General features: G+C 58.7%; 21 protein-coding genes and 1 pseudogene. 17 read left to right on the top strand and 5 right to left on the bottom strand.

Annotation, left to right across the window (positions count from 1 at the left end; all coding sequences use genetic code 11):
• Window positions 1-185 precede the first annotated feature (185 nt).
• Both NT131_02340 and NT131_02345 read left to right on the top strand, forming a co-directional pair.
• Window positions 186-368: a hypothetical protein gene (locus NT131_02340; protein ID MCX6650483.1), complete on the top strand. Its 183-nt coding sequence runs from the start codon at window positions 186-188 to the stop codon at window positions 366-368.
• A 5-nt stretch (window positions 369-373) separates the two neighbouring features.
• The gene (locus NT131_02345; GenBank protein ID MCX6650484.1) at window positions 374-1,015 is read left to right on the top strand and encodes a tRNA 4-thiouridine(8) synthase ThiI; all 642 of its coding nucleotides are present in this window, start codon (window positions 374-376) and stop codon (window positions 1,013-1,015) included.
• Here the strand turns inward: NT131_02345 and NT131_02350 are convergent.
• Window positions 1,000-1,263, bottom strand: a complete 264-nt coding sequence (locus NT131_02350; protein ID MCX6650485.1) for a hypothetical protein — start codon at window positions 1,261-1,263, stop codon at window positions 1,000-1,002. The genes NT131_02345 and NT131_02350 overlap by 16 nt on opposite strands.
• 94 nt (window positions 1,264-1,357) lie before the next feature.
• On the opposite strand from NT131_02350, the gene NT131_02355 reads away from it, so the two are divergent.
• Window positions 1,358-1,822, top strand: a complete 465-nt coding sequence (locus NT131_02355) for a nucleic acid-binding protein (protein MCX6650486.1) — start codon at window positions 1,358-1,360, stop codon at window positions 1,820-1,822.
• On the opposite strand, the gene proC is transcribed toward NT131_02355, so the two are convergent.
• A complete protein-coding gene (proC, locus tag NT131_02360; protein ID MCX6650487.1) occupies window positions 1,823-2,644 on the bottom strand; it encodes a pyrroline-5-carboxylate reductase in 822 nt (273 codons plus the stop codon). It abuts the gene before it with no gap.
• Window positions 2,645-2,908: 264 nt separating this feature from the next.
• On the opposite strand from proC, the gene NT131_02365 reads away from it, so the two are divergent.
• The 14 genes and pseudogenes from NT131_02365 to NT131_02430 all read left to right on the top strand — a co-directional run bounded on the left by NT131_02365 (window position 2,909) and on the right by NT131_02430 (window position 15,045).
• Window positions 2,909-3,268 carry an NADH-quinone oxidoreductase subunit A gene (locus NT131_02365; GenBank protein ID MCX6650488.1) on the top strand — a complete coding sequence of 120 codons (360 nt, stop codon included), beginning with the start codon at window positions 2,909-2,911 and terminating at the stop codon, window positions 3,266-3,268.
• Between the two features lie 182 nt (window positions 3,269-3,450).
• Window positions 3,451-3,681 (top strand): annotated as a pseudogene (locus NT131_02370) (NADH-quinone oxidoreductase subunit B).
• A 9-nt stretch (window positions 3,682-3,690) separates the two neighbouring features.
• Complete coding sequence (locus tag NT131_02375; GenBank protein ID MCX6650489.1) at window positions 3,691-4,167, top strand: NADH-quinone oxidoreductase subunit C; 477 nt, start codon at window positions 3,691-3,693, stop codon at window positions 4,165-4,167.
• Between the two features lies 1 nt (window position 4,168).
• Entirely contained in the window at window positions 4,169-5,254 is a 1,086-nt protein-coding gene (locus NT131_02380; protein ID MCX6650490.1) for an NADH-quinone oxidoreductase subunit D, read from the top strand.
• Between the two features lie 4 nt (window positions 5,255-5,258).
• Complete coding sequence (locus NT131_02385; protein ID MCX6650491.1) at window positions 5,259-6,344, top strand: NADH-quinone oxidoreductase subunit H; 1,086 nt, start codon at window positions 5,259-5,261, stop codon at window positions 6,342-6,344.
• The gene (locus NT131_02390) at window positions 6,344-7,096 is read left to right on the top strand and encodes a 4Fe-4S binding protein (protein ID MCX6650492.1); all 753 of its coding nucleotides are present in this window, start codon (window positions 6,344-6,346) and stop codon (window positions 7,094-7,096) included. Before NT131_02385 ends, NT131_02390 begins: the two co-directional genes overlap by 1 nt.
• A complete protein-coding gene (locus NT131_02395) occupies window positions 7,096-7,389 on the top strand; it encodes an NADH-quinone oxidoreductase subunit J (GenBank protein MCX6650493.1) in 294 nt (97 codons plus the stop codon). The genes NT131_02390 and NT131_02395 overlap by 1 nt, the downstream gene beginning before the upstream one ends.
• On the top strand, window positions 7,386-7,634 hold the full coding sequence (locus NT131_02400; GenBank protein MCX6650494.1) for a hypothetical protein: 249 nt from the start codon (window positions 7,386-7,388) through the stop codon (window positions 7,632-7,634). The genes NT131_02395 and NT131_02400 overlap by 4 nt, the downstream gene beginning before the upstream one ends.
• The gene (gene nuoK / locus NT131_02405; GenBank protein MCX6650495.1) at window positions 7,631-7,936 is read left to right on the top strand and encodes an NADH-quinone oxidoreductase subunit NuoK; all 306 of its coding nucleotides are present in this window, start codon (window positions 7,631-7,633) and stop codon (window positions 7,934-7,936) included. The genes NT131_02400 and nuoK overlap by 4 nt, the downstream gene beginning before the upstream one ends.
• Before the next feature lies 1 nt (window position 7,937).
• Window positions 7,938-9,905 carry an NADH-quinone oxidoreductase subunit L gene (gene nuoL, locus NT131_02410; protein MCX6650496.1) on the top strand — a complete coding sequence of 656 codons (1,968 nt, stop codon included), beginning with the start codon at window positions 7,938-7,940 and terminating at the stop codon, window positions 9,903-9,905.
• A 4-nt stretch (window positions 9,906-9,909) separates the two neighbouring features.
• Window positions 9,910-11,403 carry an NADH-quinone oxidoreductase subunit M gene (locus NT131_02415; protein ID MCX6650497.1) on the top strand — a complete coding sequence of 498 codons (1,494 nt, stop codon included), beginning with the start codon at window positions 9,910-9,912 and terminating at the stop codon, window positions 11,401-11,403.
• Complete coding sequence (locus tag NT131_02420) at window positions 11,404-12,858, top strand: NADH-quinone oxidoreductase subunit N (protein MCX6650498.1); 1,455 nt, start codon at window positions 11,404-11,406, stop codon at window positions 12,856-12,858.
• Window positions 12,859-12,970: 112 nt separating this feature from the next.
• Entirely contained in the window at window positions 12,971-13,933 is a 963-nt protein-coding gene (locus NT131_02425) for a polyprenyl synthetase family protein (GenBank protein MCX6650499.1), read from the top strand.
• A gap of 23 nt (window positions 13,934-13,956) precedes the next feature.
• Window positions 13,957-15,045 (top strand): NAD(P)/FAD-dependent oxidoreductase, encoded by a 1,089-nt coding sequence (locus NT131_02430; protein MCX6650500.1) that lies wholly within the window; start codon window positions 13,957-13,959, stop codon window positions 15,043-15,045.
• Here the strand turns inward: NT131_02430 and NT131_02435 are convergent.
• From NT131_02435 to NT131_02445, 3 genes are all read right to left on the bottom strand, one after another.
• Window positions 15,042-16,754: a TIGR04190 family B12-binding domain/radical SAM domain protein gene (locus tag NT131_02435; protein ID MCX6650501.1), complete on the bottom strand. Its 1,713-nt coding sequence runs from the start codon at window positions 16,752-16,754 to the stop codon at window positions 15,042-15,044. The genes NT131_02430 and NT131_02435 overlap by 4 nt on opposite strands.
• 62 nt (window positions 16,755-16,816) lie before the next feature.
• Window positions 16,817-17,599, bottom strand: a complete 783-nt coding sequence (uppS, locus tag NT131_02440; protein ID MCX6650502.1) for a polyprenyl diphosphate synthase — start codon at window positions 17,597-17,599, stop codon at window positions 16,817-16,819.
• 26 nt (window positions 17,600-17,625) lie between these two features.
• Window positions 17,626-18,603: a DUF1743 domain-containing protein gene (locus tag NT131_02445; GenBank protein MCX6650503.1), complete on the bottom strand. Its 978-nt coding sequence runs from the start codon at window positions 18,601-18,603 to the stop codon at window positions 17,626-17,628.
• Between the last annotated feature and the right edge of the window lie 18 nt (window positions 18,604-18,621).

Below are 18,621 nucleotides of genomic sequence, written 5' to 3' on the forward strand. Positions count from 1 at the left end.
ACCACCGGAACGCACTTCGGCGCGGTCAAATCATTATGTCAGGCCTGCCGCTCCCAGCTGCGCCGGGCGGACAAGGGGCTGTACTGCGACCTGTGCGAGGCCTACGAGTCCCGCAAGGTCGCCGACGACTACGGCTTTGTCGAGACCATCCTCATAACCGGTAAGGAGTGAGGGGGGAGTGGGTCTTGGCCGAGACCAACCGCGAACTGGCCAAAGAGATACGCGAGCTTAGGGAAGAGGTTCGCCAGATGAAGGAGCTCATCGACATGCTGGTCACGCTGGTGGTGGAGAGCGACGACACTGACGAGGATGACATCTCAGACCTGCTCCTGACCGGAGGCGCGGAGGTCCCGCGCTTCAACACCTGACCATCATGAAGCTCACCGCCCTGCTCTCGGGAGGCATCGATTCTCCAGTGGCCGCCTGGCTAATGGCCGAGAGGGGGGCGGAGGTGACGTTGCTGCACATGGACAACCGTCCCTTCGGCAGCGACCTGGGGGTTCGTAAGGCGCAAATACTGGCCGAAGCGCTGCGCCGGGCCACCGGGCAGGAGATGCCGCTGTATATGGCCCCTCACGGCGAGAACCAGGCCATTAACAAGGAGAGGTGCCACCCATCCTACCAGTGCGTGCTGTGCAAGCGGCTCATGCTGCGCACGGCCCAGGCCTTGGCCAGGCGCGTGGGCGATTCCGGCATCATCATGGGTGATTCCCTCGGCCAGGTGGCATCGCAGACCCTGAACAACATCAGGGCGGAGCAGCATGGCCTGGAGATGCCGGTGCTCCGTCCCCTCATCGGGCTGGACAAACTGGAGATCGAGCGCATAGCCAAACAGATCGGGACCTACGAGATCTCCATAATGAGCGACGGGAGCAAGGATTGCACCGCCGTTCCCAGCCGGGTCATAACCAGCGCCTCGCTCGACGACGTTCTGGCCGAGGAGGCCAAGGTGGACCTGGAGACCATGGCCATAATTTCCGCGGAAAAGGCGATCCGGGTCTATAGTCCAGGGTAGTGGTTGCAGGACATGCCGACCTCGGGCTCGTAGATCATGTCCGCAGTGATCTTCCTGATGTACTTGGCCTGCACCCGTGAGACGTAAAGGGTGTGCTCCCCGACCTTTATAATTATGTCACTGGGCTTGGGGGATTTCAGGGCGATCGGCAGCAGGACCGGTCCGGAACAGGAGGTGCATATGCGATGGTCCCCTCCGTTCTTCATGATATAATTGATCACCATCTGGTCAACAGCTATCTCCGACATTCGTCCCGCTTTAACGATAGCTCGTATATAAGATGAACGAAGGAAGGCCCTGAAAAAGGCAAACTTATTCAGCGCCGCAGATGATAACCGAGGCGTGAAGGTGGTTTTGGACACTTCGGCCCTGTTCTCGTTGGAACAGGTGCCCCAGGACTGGGAGGCCTTCGTCACCGAAGGGGTGCTGGGCGAGCTAGAGAAGTACGGCGACCGCCGGGCGGACCATCTGCTGCCCATGCTCAAGGTCTCCCAGGCCACCTCCCGTACCCTGGGGGCGGTCAGGAAAGCGTCCAAAGGTACGGGCGACTCAGCGCGTCTCTCTCCGGTGGACGTGGAGGTGTTGGCCCTGGCCTTGGAGCTTAAGGCCAGCGTGGTGACCGACGATTATTCCATCCAGAACCTGGCCGTGGTGCTGGGGATAGATTACATGCCCCTGGGCATGAAAGGGATAACCAAGGTCATCAGGTGGAACTATCTGTGCACCGGGTGCGGGAAGGTCTTCAAGGAACAGCATCCCGATTGCCCGATCTGCGGCTCGCCTTTGAGGACCACGCGCAGAAAGTGATCAGCTCTTCCCGCCCAGCTCCTCGCTTTTCTTGGCCGCGGCCTCCACGGCATCGATGAAGGCGCCGCGCACGGCCGCTTCCTCCAATACTCTGAGGCCTTCGATGGTCGTACCACCCGGCGAGGTCACCATGTCCTTGAGCTCACCAGGGTGTTTTCTGGTCTCCAGGTAGGTCTTCCCCGCCCCCAGGACCGTCTGGGCGGCCAATTGCAGCGCGACGTCTCGGGGCAGGCCGGCCAAGACCCCACCGTCGGCCATGGCCTCGATGACCATGTATATGTAGGCCGGGCCGCTGCCGCTGAGGCCGGTGACCGCATCCAGGAGCTTCTCGTCCAAGCAGAAGGCCACCCCCACGGAATTGAGGATGCTCTGCACGGTCTCCTTGTCCTCCTTCTTGGCCGAGCGGCCCAGAGCGAAACCGGAGGCCGAAGCGCCGACCAGGCAGGGCTGGTTGGGCATGACCCGGACCACGCGCACACCCCGGTTGAGGTGCGATTCTATAAGAGAGATCCTAACGCCTGCGGCAATGGATATGATCAGGTGTGACTCTTTGAGGTACGGCTTCAGCTCGTCGAGGACCGGTCCCACATGGTACGGCTTGACCGCCAAGATGACCACGTCCGAGAAATGCACCACCTCGATGTTGTCCGAGACCGTCTGCACACCGACGGTCTTGGTTATAAAGTCCCTCCGTTCCGAAACGATCTCGCTCGCTATGATGTCCTCAGCCTTGGCCATCCCGGCCGAGATGATGCCCTTCATCATGGCCTCGGCCATGTTGCCCGCACCGACGAATCCGATCTTCATTCTTTCACCTGCCATTGGCAGCCCTCCCTCTATCCTCACTATCATATTAATCCGATTTGGTGTGATGTGACGCCAGATGCAGAGCAGGCTCCGCATCGATGAGATGATTTAACTCATGTGTATTAATATCTCCTTGCTTTTTTCCCGAGTTAACAGGGCTTTAATTTTAATTTTATATAATTTAAAATATTTAACTTGCTGGTCATGTTAAAAAATGTTTCATAAAAAGGCCCCATCAAATCTCAAAAGTTTAAATAAAGGAAGCATTATCCCCCTACAATGCTCGTAGACGACTATTTCCCGGTTGCAATGTTTGCTCTGGTGGCTTTACTGATTCCCTTTATTGCCATTTTCATGGGAAAGCTATTCAGGCCGACGAAGCACGCTGAGCTGAGAGAATCCACCTACGAGTGCGGTGAGAGGCCTATCGGAGTGGCCCAGATCCAGTTCCATGTTCAATTCTATATCTACGCCATCATCTTCGTGGCCTTTGACATCGTCACGGTTTTTCTGCTTGTTTGGGCCATGTCCTTTGAAGGACTCTCCGAGATCGCGAAAATCTCTGCGATCGCATTCCTCATCATCCTGCTCGTGGGAGTATACTACTCATTGAAGAAGGAGAGGATATTGTGGATATAGACCTGTCATTCAACGCCATGACCATGACCGCCAAGCAGTTCGGCGAGATGACGAAGAACTTCGTCCGCGAGACCATGGTGGCTACGGGCGGAAAGAAAGCCATTGATAAGCTGACCGCCCCCATATGGTCCTGGGGCCAGAGAAACTCGGTCTATCCGCTGCACTTCGGTATAGCGAAGGCCCTGTACGAGCAGATGCCTTCGCCCAAGTGGGTTGTCGCCATGGGCGAGTGCACAATATCCGGCGGCCCTTGGTATGACGCCTATAATGTCATTCAGGGCGCGGACACGTTCATTCCCGTGGACATATACATACCTGGATGCCCTACCCGCCCCGAAGCCATGATTCAAGGCTTCAATATGCTCAACCGCAAGATGACTGCTGAGAACCGCGGCAGCTTCCTGGACGATTGAGGTGTTGCAATGAGCCAAGTCATCGTTTACGACAAGCCCGACCGGTCCGAAGAAGAGGTCGCCAACGCCATAAAGTCCAAGTTCCCTGCGGTGGAGGTCGTCAAGGTCGCTCCCCGCAACATCGTGCTCAAGGTGGGCCGGGAATCGTTCTTGGACATGTGCAAGTTCATGAAGGACGAGCTGTCCTTCGAGCACACCTCCTGCGTCAGTCCGGTCGACTACCTGGACCATTTCACCGTTGCCTATCACATATCCTCGTGGGCCAACCACGTTATGGCCGAGGTCCTAGTGGACCTCCCCCGCGACGATCCCACCGTGGACTCGATCACCCCGTTATGGGGTGGCGCCAACTGGCATGAGAGGGAGGCGTTCGACCTCATGGGTGTCGTTTTCAAGGGACACCCTGACCTGCGCCGCATCATGCTCCCCGAGGAGTTCAAGTTCCACCCCCTGAGAAAGGACTTCCATGTTGGAAGGAGGGTCTGAGATGTCTGATGAGATGTGGGTCAACATGGGTCCCCAGCACCCCTTCAACCATGGTCTGTGGAACCTCAGGGTAAGGCTCAATGGAGAGACCATAACCGCAGCAGAGCCGATCATCGGCTACCTGCACAGGGGCTGGGAGAAGATGGTGGAGAACCGCACCTACTCGCAGATAGTCCCCCTCGCTGACCGTCTGTGCTATGGGTCGTCCCTGTCCTGGAATCACCTTTATTGCTTGTCCGCGGAGAGACTTTACGGCATCGAGGCTCCAGAAAGGGCCAAATACATCCGCGTGGCCGCCTTGGAACTACAACGCATCACCTCTCACTTGACATGGCTGATGGCCGTCGGTACCGACCTCGGCAGCTACACCATCATGACCTGGACCATCAGGGAGAGGGAGCTGTTCCTCGACCTCCTGTGCCAATTGAGCGGCGCGCGCATGACCTACAACTTCACACGCATCGGCGGGGTCAGGAACGATCTGCCAGAGAATTTCGAGCGTGATGTCAACCGCGTGCTGGACGAGTTCGAGAAGCGCCTGCGCGACATGGAGGCGCTGTGCGACGAGAACGAGCCGTTCCGCATGAGGACCGTCGGCATCGGGAAGATGAGCGCCGAAATGGCCATCAACCTGGGGCTGACCGGCCCTATCATGAGGGCCAGCGGCGTGGACATGGACCTGCGTCGCCTCGACCCGTACGAAGTGTACGAGGACATGAAGTTCGAGGTCTGCGTGGCCACGGATGGCGATGTGTATTCACGATACCGCGTACGCATTGACGAGATGCGCGAGAGCGCGAAGATCGTCCGCCAGGCCTTGGCCGAGATGCCCAAGGGCCCCATCCGGGTCAAGGTGTCCAGATGCCCTCCGAAGGGAACGGTCGCCTGCCGTGTGGAAGACCCCCGCGGAGAATCGCTAATGTACATCGTAAGCGACGGTACGGAAAAGCCCTACCGCCTGAAGGTGCGCTCGCCGAACTTCGTCAACTTGTCCGCCTCCCCGCCCATGCTAGTTGGGTTCAAGATATCCGATGTCCCGGCCATCATGGGAATGATGGACATGTGCATAGGAGAAACGGACAGGTGATCAAATGTCGACTCTCTATTTTGAACTGACAAATTTCACCGAGTGGCTGCTAGGATTGGTCGCCGCGCTCATCGACTGGACAAAACTGAGCTTCCTGAGCGGTCTGGCCGACTGGGTGGAGTCCGAGCCGGTGGTCACCGCCGTGGCCACTTTGTTGGTCGTAGCGATATTTTTGATCACTGCGATGATGTTCGGCCTATGCTTCATATGGCAGGAAAGGAAGTTCCTGGGAAGGTTCATGGACCGCCGCGGTACCCAGGTGGGCCTGCTCGGTTTCTTCCAGAACTTCGCTGACGGTATCAAGGTCATCCTGAAGGAGCACATCGTTCCCAAGGACTCCGACCATGCCCTTTTCGAAATGGCCATATTCACATACCTGGCCTCGACCTTCATGCTCTTCGGATGCATTCCGTTCAGCGATAACTTCTACGTGATAAATGTCAACCTGGCCGTGCTGCTCGGAATAGCCATCTTCTCCTTCGGACCGTTCAGCATCCTGATCGGTGGATGGGCGTCCAACAACAAGTTCACCCTGATCGGCGGTATGAGGGCTGCCGCCCAGCTGATTGCCCTGGAGATACCGCTCCTGCTGTGCGTCGTCTCTGTCGTCGTGCTGACCGGTGACCTTTCGTTCGTTGGTATAGTATCCTGGCAAGAGCATAACATCTGGCTCATTGTACCTCTGTGCATCGGTGCGCTCACGTTCTTCGTGGCCGCTGTAGGTGAGTCTGAGCGTGTCCCGTTCGACCTGCCTGAGGCCGAGGCCGAGCTCGTCGAAGGATGGGCCACTGAATACGGCGATGTAAGATGGGGCCTGCAAATGGCCTCCGATTACTTCCGCGCCTACATCCTGTGTGGTCTGTTCACCATGCTCTTCCTGGGCGGATGGGCCGGCCCCGAGTTCATATGGGCCGAGATATGGTACCTTGCCAAGACCTTCATCGTGTTCTTCTTCTTCATCTGGGTCAGGGCTGCCACTGTGAGGATCAGGACCGACCAGATATTGAAGATGGGCTGGAGGAGACTCCTTCCCCTGGCCGTGATTAACCTGCTCATAGCTATAGCCCTTAAGGTCGCGGAGGTGTTCTGATGAGGATGGAGGAAAGGACTTACACGAAGGCGGACCATCTTCGACCTACTGGATACGTATTGAAGACCATGAAGGTCACCTTCAAAGGCCTGGTACGGGCCACTAAGAACCGTCCCTGCACCATCCTGTACCCATGGGAGAAGCTGATATACCCCGACAACTTCCGAGGCCGCCCCGGGATCGTCCTGGAGAGGTGCATAGGCTGCGCCCGCTGCGCCAGGGAGTGCCCGAACCAGTGCATCGAGATGGTGCAGGTGGAACTTCCTAACGTGGGCAAGGTCAAGCGCCCCCAGGTGAACGTCGGACGTTGCATGATGTGCGGCAATTGCGCCGAGGCCTGCCCGACCAATGCCATGATCGTCACCCCGGAGTTCGAGCTGGCATCATACAACCGCGCCGCCCTGATCTACGACCCGATCAAGCTGCAGCACCCTTACAAGCCCGGATATGAGGTGAACTATCAGTTCGCCTTGCTCTCCGAGATGAAGGGAGGCGAGGTCAAGACCTACGCCAAGAACGACCATAACGTTCATGACACCATCCAGCTGGAGGGCACCAAGTGCATCTCCTGCGGAAGGTGCGCCAAGACCTGCCCTGCCGGAGCTATCGAGATGGTCGAGACCGGCGAGATCAACCAAAAGACCAAAAAGCCGATAAAGCACCCCAAGTTCGAAAACACCAAGTGTGTGGTCTGCGAGCAATGCGTCGATGTGTGTCCTAAATCGGCCCTTTCCGTCAAGGAGGTGTTGTGATGGACCTCGACCTGTTGTTCTTCCTGATATTCTCAGGCCTGACCGTAGGATGCGCCGTCATGGTGCTGGCAACCAAGGACATCGTGCGCAGCGTGGTGTGGCTGGCGGCCACGTTCCTCGGCGTGGGCATAATCTATCTATTCCTGAACGCAGAATACCTGTTCCTCATCCAGATACTGGTGTACGTTGGCGCCATCAACGTCCTGATACTCTTCGGTATCATGCTAACCAAGCGTCGCATGATCGGCGCGGATAAATGCGATGACGAACCCAAAGGGAGGCGGTCGCCGTGAAGTACGATGAGATCACGAAGATAATGGTCTACAAGGTGCTCCTGGCAGGTCTCCTGCTTGAGTTGATGCTGTTCTCCATCTTCTCCGTCGAATGGGGCGATGCGGGCAACACGCTAATCGATACCGCCACCGTCGGAATGGCGGTCTTCAACGACTACGGGGTGGCCGTGCTCATGTTGGGCCTGCTTCTCCTCTCCGCTATCTTGGGCGGCGTCTTCATCGCACAGGAGGATGATGAGGAATGAACATACCTCTGGAATACATACTGATGCTATCTTCATCCCTGTTCGTCATCGGGGCGGCCGGGGTAATACTGAAGAAGAACGCCATCGTCGTGCTGATGTCCATTGAGATCATGCTCAACGCCGCGAACATCAACCTGGTGGCCTTCTCCTCGAACCTGGGCGACGCTCAGGGACAGGCCTTCGCCCTGTTCTCCATAGGCATCGCCGCGGCCGAAGTGACCGTGGCTCTGGCCATACTGCTCAACCTGAACAAGCTGAGGAAGACCGTGAACGTGGACGACATCAACCTATTAAGGTGGTAAAATGAGCATACTCGAATACGCATGGTTGATCCCGGTCCTACCGTTACTGGCCTTCGTCATAGTCGGGTTCCTGGGCGGCAAGATGAAAGACAGTGGCCATTTAGTGGCCTTGATCGGTGTCGGAGGCGGCATGGTCCTGGCCCTGTGGACGGCCTTCGAGCTGCTGACCACCGGGACCGTCTACCGAGACTCCATGGACTGGGTGGTCCTAAGTTCGGACTACACCATCGAGATGGGGATCTTCCTGGACAACGTGGCGGCCATGATGCTCATCGTGGTCTCCTTCATCTCCTTCCTGGTGGTCGTCTACTCCAAGGGTTACATGCACGACCAGGGGAAGAGGCAGCACCGTTACTTCACCGAGATATGCCTCTTCGTGGGCGTCATGCTCGGGCTGGTATTGGCCAACAACTTCCTGCAGATGTTCATCTTCTGGGAACTGGTCGGTCTCTGCTCGTACCTGCTCATCGGCTTCTGGTTCGAGAGGCCTGCAGCGGCCCGCGCGGCCAAGAAGGCCTTCCTGGTGACCAGGGTAGGGGACGTCATGTTCATGATCGGCCTCTTCCTGCTGTTCACCGAGCTGCACACCCTAAACTATGAGCTGGTCTGGGCCTCCCTGGCCTCAGCGGACCAGACGACCCTGGCCTTCGCCGCCTTCTTCCTGTTCGGAGGGGCCATAGGCAAGAGCGCCCAGTTCCCGTTGCATGACTGGCTCCCGGACGCTATGGAAGGTCCGACCACCGTCTCCGCGTTAATACACGCGGCCACCATGGTCAACGCCGGTGTCTACCTGGTCGCTAGAGCCTTCCCGATCATAGCGACGAGCGCCGAGGTAAGCCTCTTCGTGGCCGCCATTGGAGGCATCACCGCCTTCATAGCCGCTACCATGGCCCTCTGCGCCCCTAAGATCAAGGGAGTGCTCGCTTACTCCACCGTCTCACAGCTGGGGTACATGATATTGGCTCTTGGCTCTGGTGCGTTCCTATGGAACCAGGGTCATGAGCTCGCTGGAAGTTTAGCCTTCGGAGCTGGCCTGTTCCATCTGATGAACCACGCCTTCTTCAAAGGCATGCTCTTCCTTGGCGCCGGTTCGGTCATTCACTTCGTAGGCACCGAGAACCTGAACGAGATGGGCGGCCTAGGCAAGTACATGAAGGTCACAAGCATCACCATGCTGATATCCTCCCTGTCCATCGCCGGCATTCCGGTCCTGTCCGGGTTCTGGAGCAAGGACGAGGTGCTCGCCGTGGCCTTCGAGGCCGGGGACCTGAACCTCACGTTCATGCTGTTATGGGTGCTGGGAGTCGCCACCGCCTTCATGACCGCCTTCTACATGTTCCGCATGTGGTTCATGGCGTTCAAGGGCGAAGAGAAGGAGGGTACCAGGCGCGCTCTCGCGCACGGGCACCACGCTCACGAGGCCCCGATCACCATGTTGATACCTCTGATCGTATTGGTGATCCTGGCCTTCGGCTCCGGATTCGCGCTGTTCATCGGCGACGGGTTCTACTCGACCATCAATATGGGCGGTAATTTCGAGGCCATGGATATAGGCGAGCGCCTAACCGAGGTGTTCACCTCCCCGCTGACCTACCTATCCATAGTCGCGGCGGTGGGCGGGATCCTTCTTGCATACTTCACCTTCTTCAAGACCAAGGTGTCCGCGGAGAAGGTCGTGTCCAAAGGCTTCCCCAAGGCCATGCGCCAGCTGTTACTGGACCGCTACAAGTTCCCCGTAGCTTATGACAAGATAGGCTACGTGGGCGTGTACGGCTTCTCCCTGCTGCTGGACAAGTTCGATCATTATATCATCGACGGCATAGTGAATGCCATCAGCGCCTTCCTGATCAAGGCCGGCGGAGTGGTCCGCAAGGCCCAGACCGGGCTGATTCAGAACTACACCACGCTCTTGCTGTTGGGAGTCTCGCTGATAATCGTTCTGCTCTATGTCGTAGGAGCGCTGAGGTGATCCCATGTTAGAGAACATACCGATACTATCCCTGCTGTTGTTATTCCCCCTGATCGGTGCAGTGGTCACCTTCTTCCTGGGGAAGAACCCCAAGATGGCCAAGATGTCGGCGTTGGCTTTCTCCGCCATATCCTTGGCGCTCTCGCTGTTGATGCTCACGGAATACGTGCAGACCGCCGGCGGCTACCAGTTCCATGAATCATTCACCTGGATAGACGCCCTCGGCATCCAATACATCGTAGGCGTGGACGGAATCAGCGTGCCCATGGTCTTCCTGAGCACCCTATTGGTTTTCCTGGCCGTAATATTCTCCTGGGACATCGAACACCGGACCAACCAGTACATGGCCTTGCTGCTAGTGCTGGAGCTCGGAGTGCTAGGTGTCTTCATGGCCCTGGACTACTTCGTGTTCTACATCTTCTGGGAGGTAGTGCTGATCCCGATGTACTTCCTGATCAGCATCTGGGGCGGTCCGAGGCGGTCCTATGCGGCGATCAAATTCTTCATCTATACCCACATCGCCAGTTTGGTCATGTTGCTGGGCATATTCGCCATGTACTTCGAGGCCGGGTCCATCAGCGGAATCTACACCTTCAGCATGGAGACCATAAACGCGATCTCCCCGACGTTCGGGACCACCTTCCAGATAATTGTGTTCGGAGCCCTCTTCTTCGGCTTCGCCGTAAAGATGCCCATGTTCCCCTTCCATACCTGGCTACCGGACACGCACGTGGAAGCCCCCACCGCCGGCTCCGTCCTCCTGGCCGGACTACTGCTTAAAATGGGCGCCTACGGTATCATCCGCATCGCCCTTCCCGCCCTGCCCACCGGTGCTGGTGAATGGCAATGGGTCATGGTCATAATGGCCATCCTGTCCATCATCTACGGCGCTCTGATGTGCCTGGCACAGAAGGACCTGAAGAAGATGGTAGCATACTCCTCCATCAGCCACATGGGGCTGGTGCTGCTAGGATTCGCCACCTTCAGCGAGCTTGGGATCGCCGCAGGCGTGTTCCAGATGTTCGCCCACGGTCTCATCACCGCCGTCCTCTTCATGATGTGCGGCGTGGTGCAGCACAAGACGGGCACCAGGAACATCCCCAGGCTGGGTGGCCTGGCGGCCAAGATGCCGTACGCCGCGACCTTCATGATGATCGGTTTCCTGGCCTCCCTGGGCCTGCCGGGAATGGTCGGCTTCGTGGCGGAGTTCTCGATATTCACCTCCACCTATGATGCCTTCGGCTGGCTGCTACTGATCCCGGTGATGAGCGTGGCCATAACCGCCGCCTATTACATCTGGGCCATGCAGCGGACCCTCTTCGGCCCCCTGACCAAGGAAGTGGACACCGAGCACATGCACGACCTGTACTGGTACGAGGCGCTGCCCCTGGCGGTGCTTAGCGGTTTCATCGTGCTCTTCGGCATGTTCCCCGCACTGGTGATGGACTACATACGCCCCGCCGTCGGCGCGGTCGTGGGTCTTCTGGGAGGGATCTAAGTGGACTACTCAGCGATATACCCCGAGATCATATTGGCCCTGTTCGCCATAGCCATACCCGCCGTGGGCATGGTCATCAAGGACAGCAAGTACCTGGCGACAGTATCGTTGGCAGGCGTTGGGTTATCCATGCTAGCGGTCCTCATGCACTTCCTCAGCAGTGCCGGGGCCGTGGTATTCGACACCGGCATCCTGGTGCTGGATGACTTCAGCGGCCTGTTCATGATGATCTTCCTGAGCGTGGCCTTCGTGGTCATACTGGCCTCGGGCAAGTTCATCGAAGGCCAGAAGCACGCCTCGGAGTATTTCTCCCTGATTCTGCTAGCGACCGTAGGCATGCTGCTGGTGGCCTCTTCGACCGACCTCTTCGTGCTTTACGTAGGCATCGAAGTGACCAGCATATCCTCCTACGCCCTGGTGGCCTTCCGCAAGAAGGACCTGAAGGGGACGGAAGCGGCCACGAAGTACTTCATCTTCGGCGGCGTTTCCTCGGCCTTCACCCTGTTCGGTATATCCCTGCTGTACGGCGTGACCGGCACGACCTCCTTCGCCGGCATCGGGGCGGCAATGGCCACCCTGACCGGGTTCCAGGAGATCGTCTGGGTGGCGCTGGTCATGGTCATCGTGGGCTTCGGCTTCAAGGTGGCCATGGTACCGTTCCATTCCTGGGCCCCGGATGTGTACGAGGGTGCCCCGAGCACCATCACCGCCATGCTGGCAGCCGACTCCAAGAAGATGGGCTTCGTCGCCCTGTTCAAGTTCTTCCTGATCGGTATGATCGCCATCAAGGCGGACTGGGACATCGTGGTGGCCCTAATAGCCATAGTGACCATGACGGTGGGCAACCTGGCAGCGCTCAACCAGACCAGCATCAAGAGGATGTTGGCCTACTCGAGCATCGCCCAGGCCGGCTACATACTGATCGCCATACCGGTGGGTACGGAATACGCCCTGACGGGCGGAATATTCCACATCATGACCCACGCCTTCATGAAGGGCGGAGCGTTCATCATCGTGGCCACCCTGTCCGTCGCGGCCATTGGCGAGAAGATTGCGGACTATAAGGGACTGGCCAAGAGGTCCAAGTTCATGGCCTTTTCCATGATGGTGCTGCTCTTCTCCCTGGCGGGCATACCGCCCCTGGCCGGGTTCGCCAGCAAGGTCGTGCTGTTCTCCGCCCCCATATCGGGTGCGGTGGCCGGCTCGGAATGGATGATCTGGCTGTCCGTGGCAGGCATCATCAACAGCGCCATATCCCTGTACTACTACGCCCGCGTGGTCAAGTACATGTACGTGGACGAGCTGGAAGAAGGTGCCCCATCGGACAAGCTAAAGCTGCCCAAGAGCATGATGGCTGCGGTCGCGATATGCGTCGTAGCGGTCATCGTGATAGGGGTCTATCCGAACTTCTTCATACAGCTCTGCCAGAACGCCGCCCATGCCTTGTTCGCCTGAAATCCCTTACCCCTTTCTCTTATTTTTTCTTCTCTGATGGGAACGCTGGCCTGTTCGATGGCTTAAATACTTCCAGTAATGGTTAAGTATGGATTGCTCATATCCAGCGACGATGTCTCAGTCATGGGAGGCCTCCATCAAGGATGAACTGCAGATGGTGGAACAGGAGATCCACCGTAGCATCCAGTCGGAGCAGCCCATTCTCACCGAGATAAGCGATTACGTCATAACCTCGGGCGGAAAGCGCATGCGCCCGGGGGTCACCATACTGTCCTATTTGACCAACGGGGGCAAGGACGTCTCCGAGGCGGTCAAGATCGCCGCGGCCTTCGAAATGATACACTCCGCCACCCTCATCCACGACGACATCAACGACCGGTCGGAGATGAGGCGGGGCAAGCCCTCCGCATACAAGAAGTTCGGACTGCAGAAGGCCTTGGTCGGCGGGGACTTTCTTTTCGTGAAAGCCTTCGCCATCGGCGGCTTCTTCAACGAGGAGATCGTCAGCCTGGTGGCTGAGGCCTGCACGGCCATCGCCGAGAGCGAGATAATGCAGTTCGAGAAGGAGGGGCAGGTCGCTCCCATCGACGTTTACCTGAACATCATCGAGGGCAAGACCGCCAAACCGATAATGGCCAGTGCCCGCATCGGAGCGTATCTGGCCGATGCCAGCCCCGATCGGATCCACGCCATGGGCGATTACGGGATCAACATAGGGATAGCCTTCCAGATCGTGGACGACATCCTGGACATCGTAGGGAACGAGAAGGCCTTGGGCAAGCCCCGCATGGTGGACTTCGATGAGGCCAAGGCCACCCTGCCGCTAATCTATGCCATGGGAGACCCCGCGGTGAGCGAGCGCCTCTCCAAGCTTTTCCAAAAGAAAAGCAAATCGGAGAAGGACATCGAGGAGGCCCTGTCCCTGATAGCCAAGACCACGGCCATCGAAAGGTCGAAGGTCAAGGCCAGGGAGTACGCCGACAAGGCGCTGAAGGCCTTGGAGGGCGTTCCCGAGTCCAATCACAAGGAAGGGCTGCGCAAGCTCGCCGAGACTGTGGTCAACCGCAGCTATTGAGCGCGCGCCCGTTGGTGAGCAGCATGAGCGAGGAACTCAAGGTGGATGTGGTAGTGGTGGGAGCCGGCCCGGCCGGCAGCACCACCGCCAGGTACGCGGCCGAGAGCGGAGCGGACGTGCTAGTTCTCGAACGCAGGTCCCAAGTGGGCGTGCCGGTCCGCTGCGGAGAGTTCATGCCCAGCTTGGAGGAGATGACCGCCATGTTCCCGAGCACCGGCGACATGGCCGAGCTCTTCGAAGTGCCCGCGGACCTGGTTTGCATTAAATGCGACACCACGCGCATCTACTCCCCCAAGTTCACCCGTTACGAGATCCCTTTCATCGGCTACACCACCGACAGGGACCGACTGGACCAGTTCTTCGCCTCCCAGGCCGAGAAGGCCGGGGCCTGGATCATGACCGGTCAGCGGGTCACAAAGGTGAGCGAAGGGCTGGTGCAGACGGACGACCTGACCGTCAAGGCCAAGGTCATCGTGGGGGCCGACGGTCCCATGTCCATCGTGGGCAAGGCCTTCGGTCTGCCGCGTTCCAAGGACCTGTGCCCCGCCGTGACCACCCAGATAAAGGGAGATTTCGAGCCGGTATGCGAGATGTACTTCGGCACGGTGGCCCCGGGGGGATATGCCTGGATAATCCCCAAGAAGGGCGCAGCCAACGTCGGGCTGGGCGTGGCCCGCCGGTTCAGCAAGGACACGATCAACAATTATTTCGAGAGCTTCTTGGAGGTGAAGGGACTGAAGGCCGACAAGCCCGAAGGTAAGCTCATACCCATGTCCATGCCCGCCAAGAGGACCGTGGCCGGGCAGGCTATCACCGTCGGCGACGCCGCCGGGCAGGTCATGGCCGTGAACGGCGGCGGCATACCCATCGCCCGTATGGCCGGGCGGGTGGCCGGCAGGGCCGTGGCCGAGAACGTGCTCAAAGGGACGAGCCTGGAAAAGTACGAAGAGGAGTGGCGCAGGCAGATCTTCAAGCAGCTACGCACCGCCGCCCACACCAAATTCCTGGCGGGACTGTGCTTCGGCAGCGCCTGGCGCACCGAGACGGCCATGAGGTTCCTGGGCGAGCGGAGGATGAACAACCTCATCCGCTGCCGCCGCATCCTGCCTTAGAGGCCCCGGATCAGGGATATCACCGCTCGGGGCATGCTGCGCACGAGGCTCTTGCTCATCCACTCCATCTCCCGCTTGTGGGTGATGGTGCTCTCCATGAGCTCCTCGGACCTCCTCTGAAGTTCCTGGAAGGCCTTCTTCTTCTCCTCCGGGTCCTGCATGGCCACAGCGGCATCCACCTTCTTCATCATCTCCGCCGCCTCGCTAGAGCGCTGCAAACGGTAGTCCAGCTCCTCCTTGGTGATGAGACCGCAATCGAACCTGGCCTTGTTTATGGCGTCGGCGGCCTCGTAGCTGACCTCCGCGATGTCGTCGCGGGTCATCCATTTGGTCTCGTAGGACAGCACGTATTTCCAACTGGGCGAGGGAAGGCGGGCGCGGTGTTCCTCGAGCGTCCGCGCCAATGAGATGTATCCATACTTTTCTGGGTCCTCGAAGACCATGGAGCCAGGGTCCAGGAACGGGGCCAGGGGGGAGATGAACACGCAGAGCCGGGGGTCCTTGTTAGCGACCTCATACAGATGCTTGGCATATTCTGCGCTCTTGACCGCCGACTCCCTGGTCTGCTTCGGCAGACCGATCATGAAGAAGACGTCGAACCTCTCTGCCCCGTACTTCAGGGCGTTCCTGATAGACTCATCCAGCTCCTCGTTGGAGTACTTACGTCCAAGGGCCTCGCGCACCTCAGGATCGTGGGAATCGGGGGATATCTCCACGGAGAACCCTTTGGTGTGCGTACTAGCTAGTTTGTAGAACTCCTCGTCCGGGGGAGTGAAGAACTCGAAGACCAACGGATTGGTCACCTTGAGGCGCTTCACCTCGGCGAAGAAGCGCTCCATGTACTGCGGTCCGCCGCGGCGGGGGTCGCCGACGATGAACGTTGGCGCCTTGATGTAGTTCTGGATGTTACGCACGTCCATGGCCAGCTTCTCCGGGTCACGGAATGCGGGCTTCTTGCGGTTTAGGAAACGGTGCATGGCCGAGCAGGAGCCGCCGCACACCGAGCAGTTCAGGTGGCAGCCCTTGATGGAAAAGACCATGGTGATCGGGTAGCGGTCCCAGTCCTTGAAGGGCTTGTGACCTTCGATGTCGTGGTGCCTGATCACCGACCTGACGATCCAGCCGTAGTCCACGTCCTGATAGTCCAGGGTGTCGGGGACGTAGGAGATAGGGTTGTGGTGGACGCCCTTCTCGTCCTTCCAGCTGAGGTTCTCCACCTGTTCAAGGGGCGTTCCGCTCTTGAGCGCCTCCATCAAGTGCTGCAGTGGGACCTCGGTGGAATCGCCCTTCAGTATCAGGTCCACCTCGGGGCGGTCGAGGAGCTCCTCGTGGTAGTACGTGGCGGAGAACCCCCCCATGAGCACTTTGGCCTTCGGGTGGTGCTTCTTGACCAGCTTGGCGATCTCCAGCGCCCCGTGGGCGTGGGGCAGCCAATGCAGGTCGATGCCGAAAACCTTGGAATCGAGCTTGGAGATGAGCTTCTCCACGTCCAGCTTCCGGTCGTTCAGCATCATGCTGGCCAGGTTGACGATGCGCACCTTGTAGCCGTTCTTGGCCTGGTGCACGGCCATGGTGATGAAGCCGAAGGGGTACATCTCGAAGACCGGGGTGGACGGCACCATGTCGCTGACCGGCCCGTAGAACAGGAACTCCTTGCGAAAATCGTAGACGCTGGGTGCGTGCAGGAAGATGATGTCCTCTTTGCTCATCCTTGGGCCTCTGGCACGCTGACATTGTCGATTATATTTAAAATGTCATGCACCGAGGTTCATCACTTGCCGAAGCGCCTCTGTCTCGCTTGATAGGAGCGTATCGCCCGCATGAAGTCCACCTTGCGGAAGCCGGGCCAGAAAACGTCGGTGAAGTACAGCTCGGAATAGGCTAGCTGCCAGAGCAGGAAGTTCGAGACCCTCTCCTCGCCCGAGGTGCGCAGGACCAGGTCGGGGTCGGGGAAGTCGGCGGTGTATAGAAAGCTGGAGAACATCTTCTCGTCGATCTCTTCCACGTTCATCTCGCCGTCCTTGACCTTGGTGGCGATGCGCTTGATGGCCGTTATCATCTCCTGCCGGCTGCCGTAGGCCACAGCGATGTTGTAGAAGTAGCGGTCGTAGTCCTTGGTTCGCTGCTCGGCCACCTCTATGGCCTTGATCACCCGCTCCGGCAGCAGCTCCTTCTGGCCCAGGACCGTCACCTTGATATGGTTCTTGTGCACCCGGGCGTCCTCCGCCAGCTTAAGAAAGCTCTCGGCGAAAAGGTCCATGAGGAAAGACACCTCGCCCTCATCGCGGTTGAGGTTCTCGGTGGAGAAGGCGTAGACCGTAAGCACGCGAATGCCCATCTCCTGGCACCATTCCATGACCTCCTCCAACTTGTCTTTTCCCTTGGCGTGGCCCTCGTGCGCCGCCAGCCCGATCTCCTGGGCGAAGCGGCGGTTACCGTCCATGATGATAGCCACGTGGTCCGGGATCTTGCCCTCCATGACCTCCTTGAACAGCCGCCGCTCGTAGGTCTGATAGGCGGTGTTGGCGATCGCGCGGGTAATCTCGTTGGACATCTGTGGCACCTAGGTCATTCGGTGTTCTACTTACTTTCGAAGTCCTCGGGAAGCCCGGCGGCCTTGAGCCCGAGGTCGAAGCAGCCTATCGCCGCCACGGCCCCGATGGTGCCGCGCTTCCCAGTGATCTCCACCAGCTGGACGCCGGTCCGCTTGGCCATGTCGATGGCCTGCTGGAGCTTGTAGATGACGCTCTTGGCTTTCCAGCCATAGTCCTCCAGCTCCTTCGGTATCTGGAGACCTACGAAGTAGGCCATGGTGGTCTCCTCCGAGAAGGTGTTCTTGCCCAGCTCCTTCTTGAAGTAGTCGATCAGCTCCGGCAGCTTGGACTCCTCGATGGCAAAGCTGACGCCTACGGAGACGCAGTTGGTGGTCTTCTCCGGCACATTGGGGTTCAGCTGCACGATCTTGTGCTTCAGCAGGTGGCCGACCGGGCAGTCCCGGGCCACCTTGAGCAGCATGGACCAGGAGGCCCCCTGCTGCTTGGTGTCCGTGTCGTCCACTGATATTATGACGCGGATGAGCTTGGGGGTGACCACGGTCACCTCGATGCGGTGCGCCCCGCCGATCTTGACGTCGTCCGGGTACTCGACGAATATTGTTCCCGGGCCTTGGGGCATGCAGGCGCCCACGCCCACGCTGGCGCCGGCCAATCCCACCCAGGTGGTCCGCACATTCTGCCCGTCGACGACCACTGATCGCAACCCCTGTCCTCCCAGGTCCTTGGAGGCCGGGCCGAAGTGGATCTCCCCCTCGCCGATGATCGCATCCATGACGATGGTGTTCCCCTCCACCGTTATGTTGGTGATGGCCCCGCCCGCCCGCTTGCGGTTGCAGGCGTCCCATTCCACCGGACCCTTGGCCGAACATTCCTCGATTATCTGGGCCACGCCGTTCTTCTCGTCGATGAGCGTGAACACGCCCCGGCAGAACAGCTTTCCGTACTTCTTGGTCACTTCTTCCGGTAAGAGCCTTTGCACCATGATGGCATCACTTCGCCCCATCGGCTGGAGGTGAAGAAA

The organism is Methanomassiliicoccales archaeon, from assembly GCA_026394395.1.
Lineage (GTDB): Archaea > Thermoplasmatota > Thermoplasmata > Methanomassiliicoccales > UBA472 > UBA472.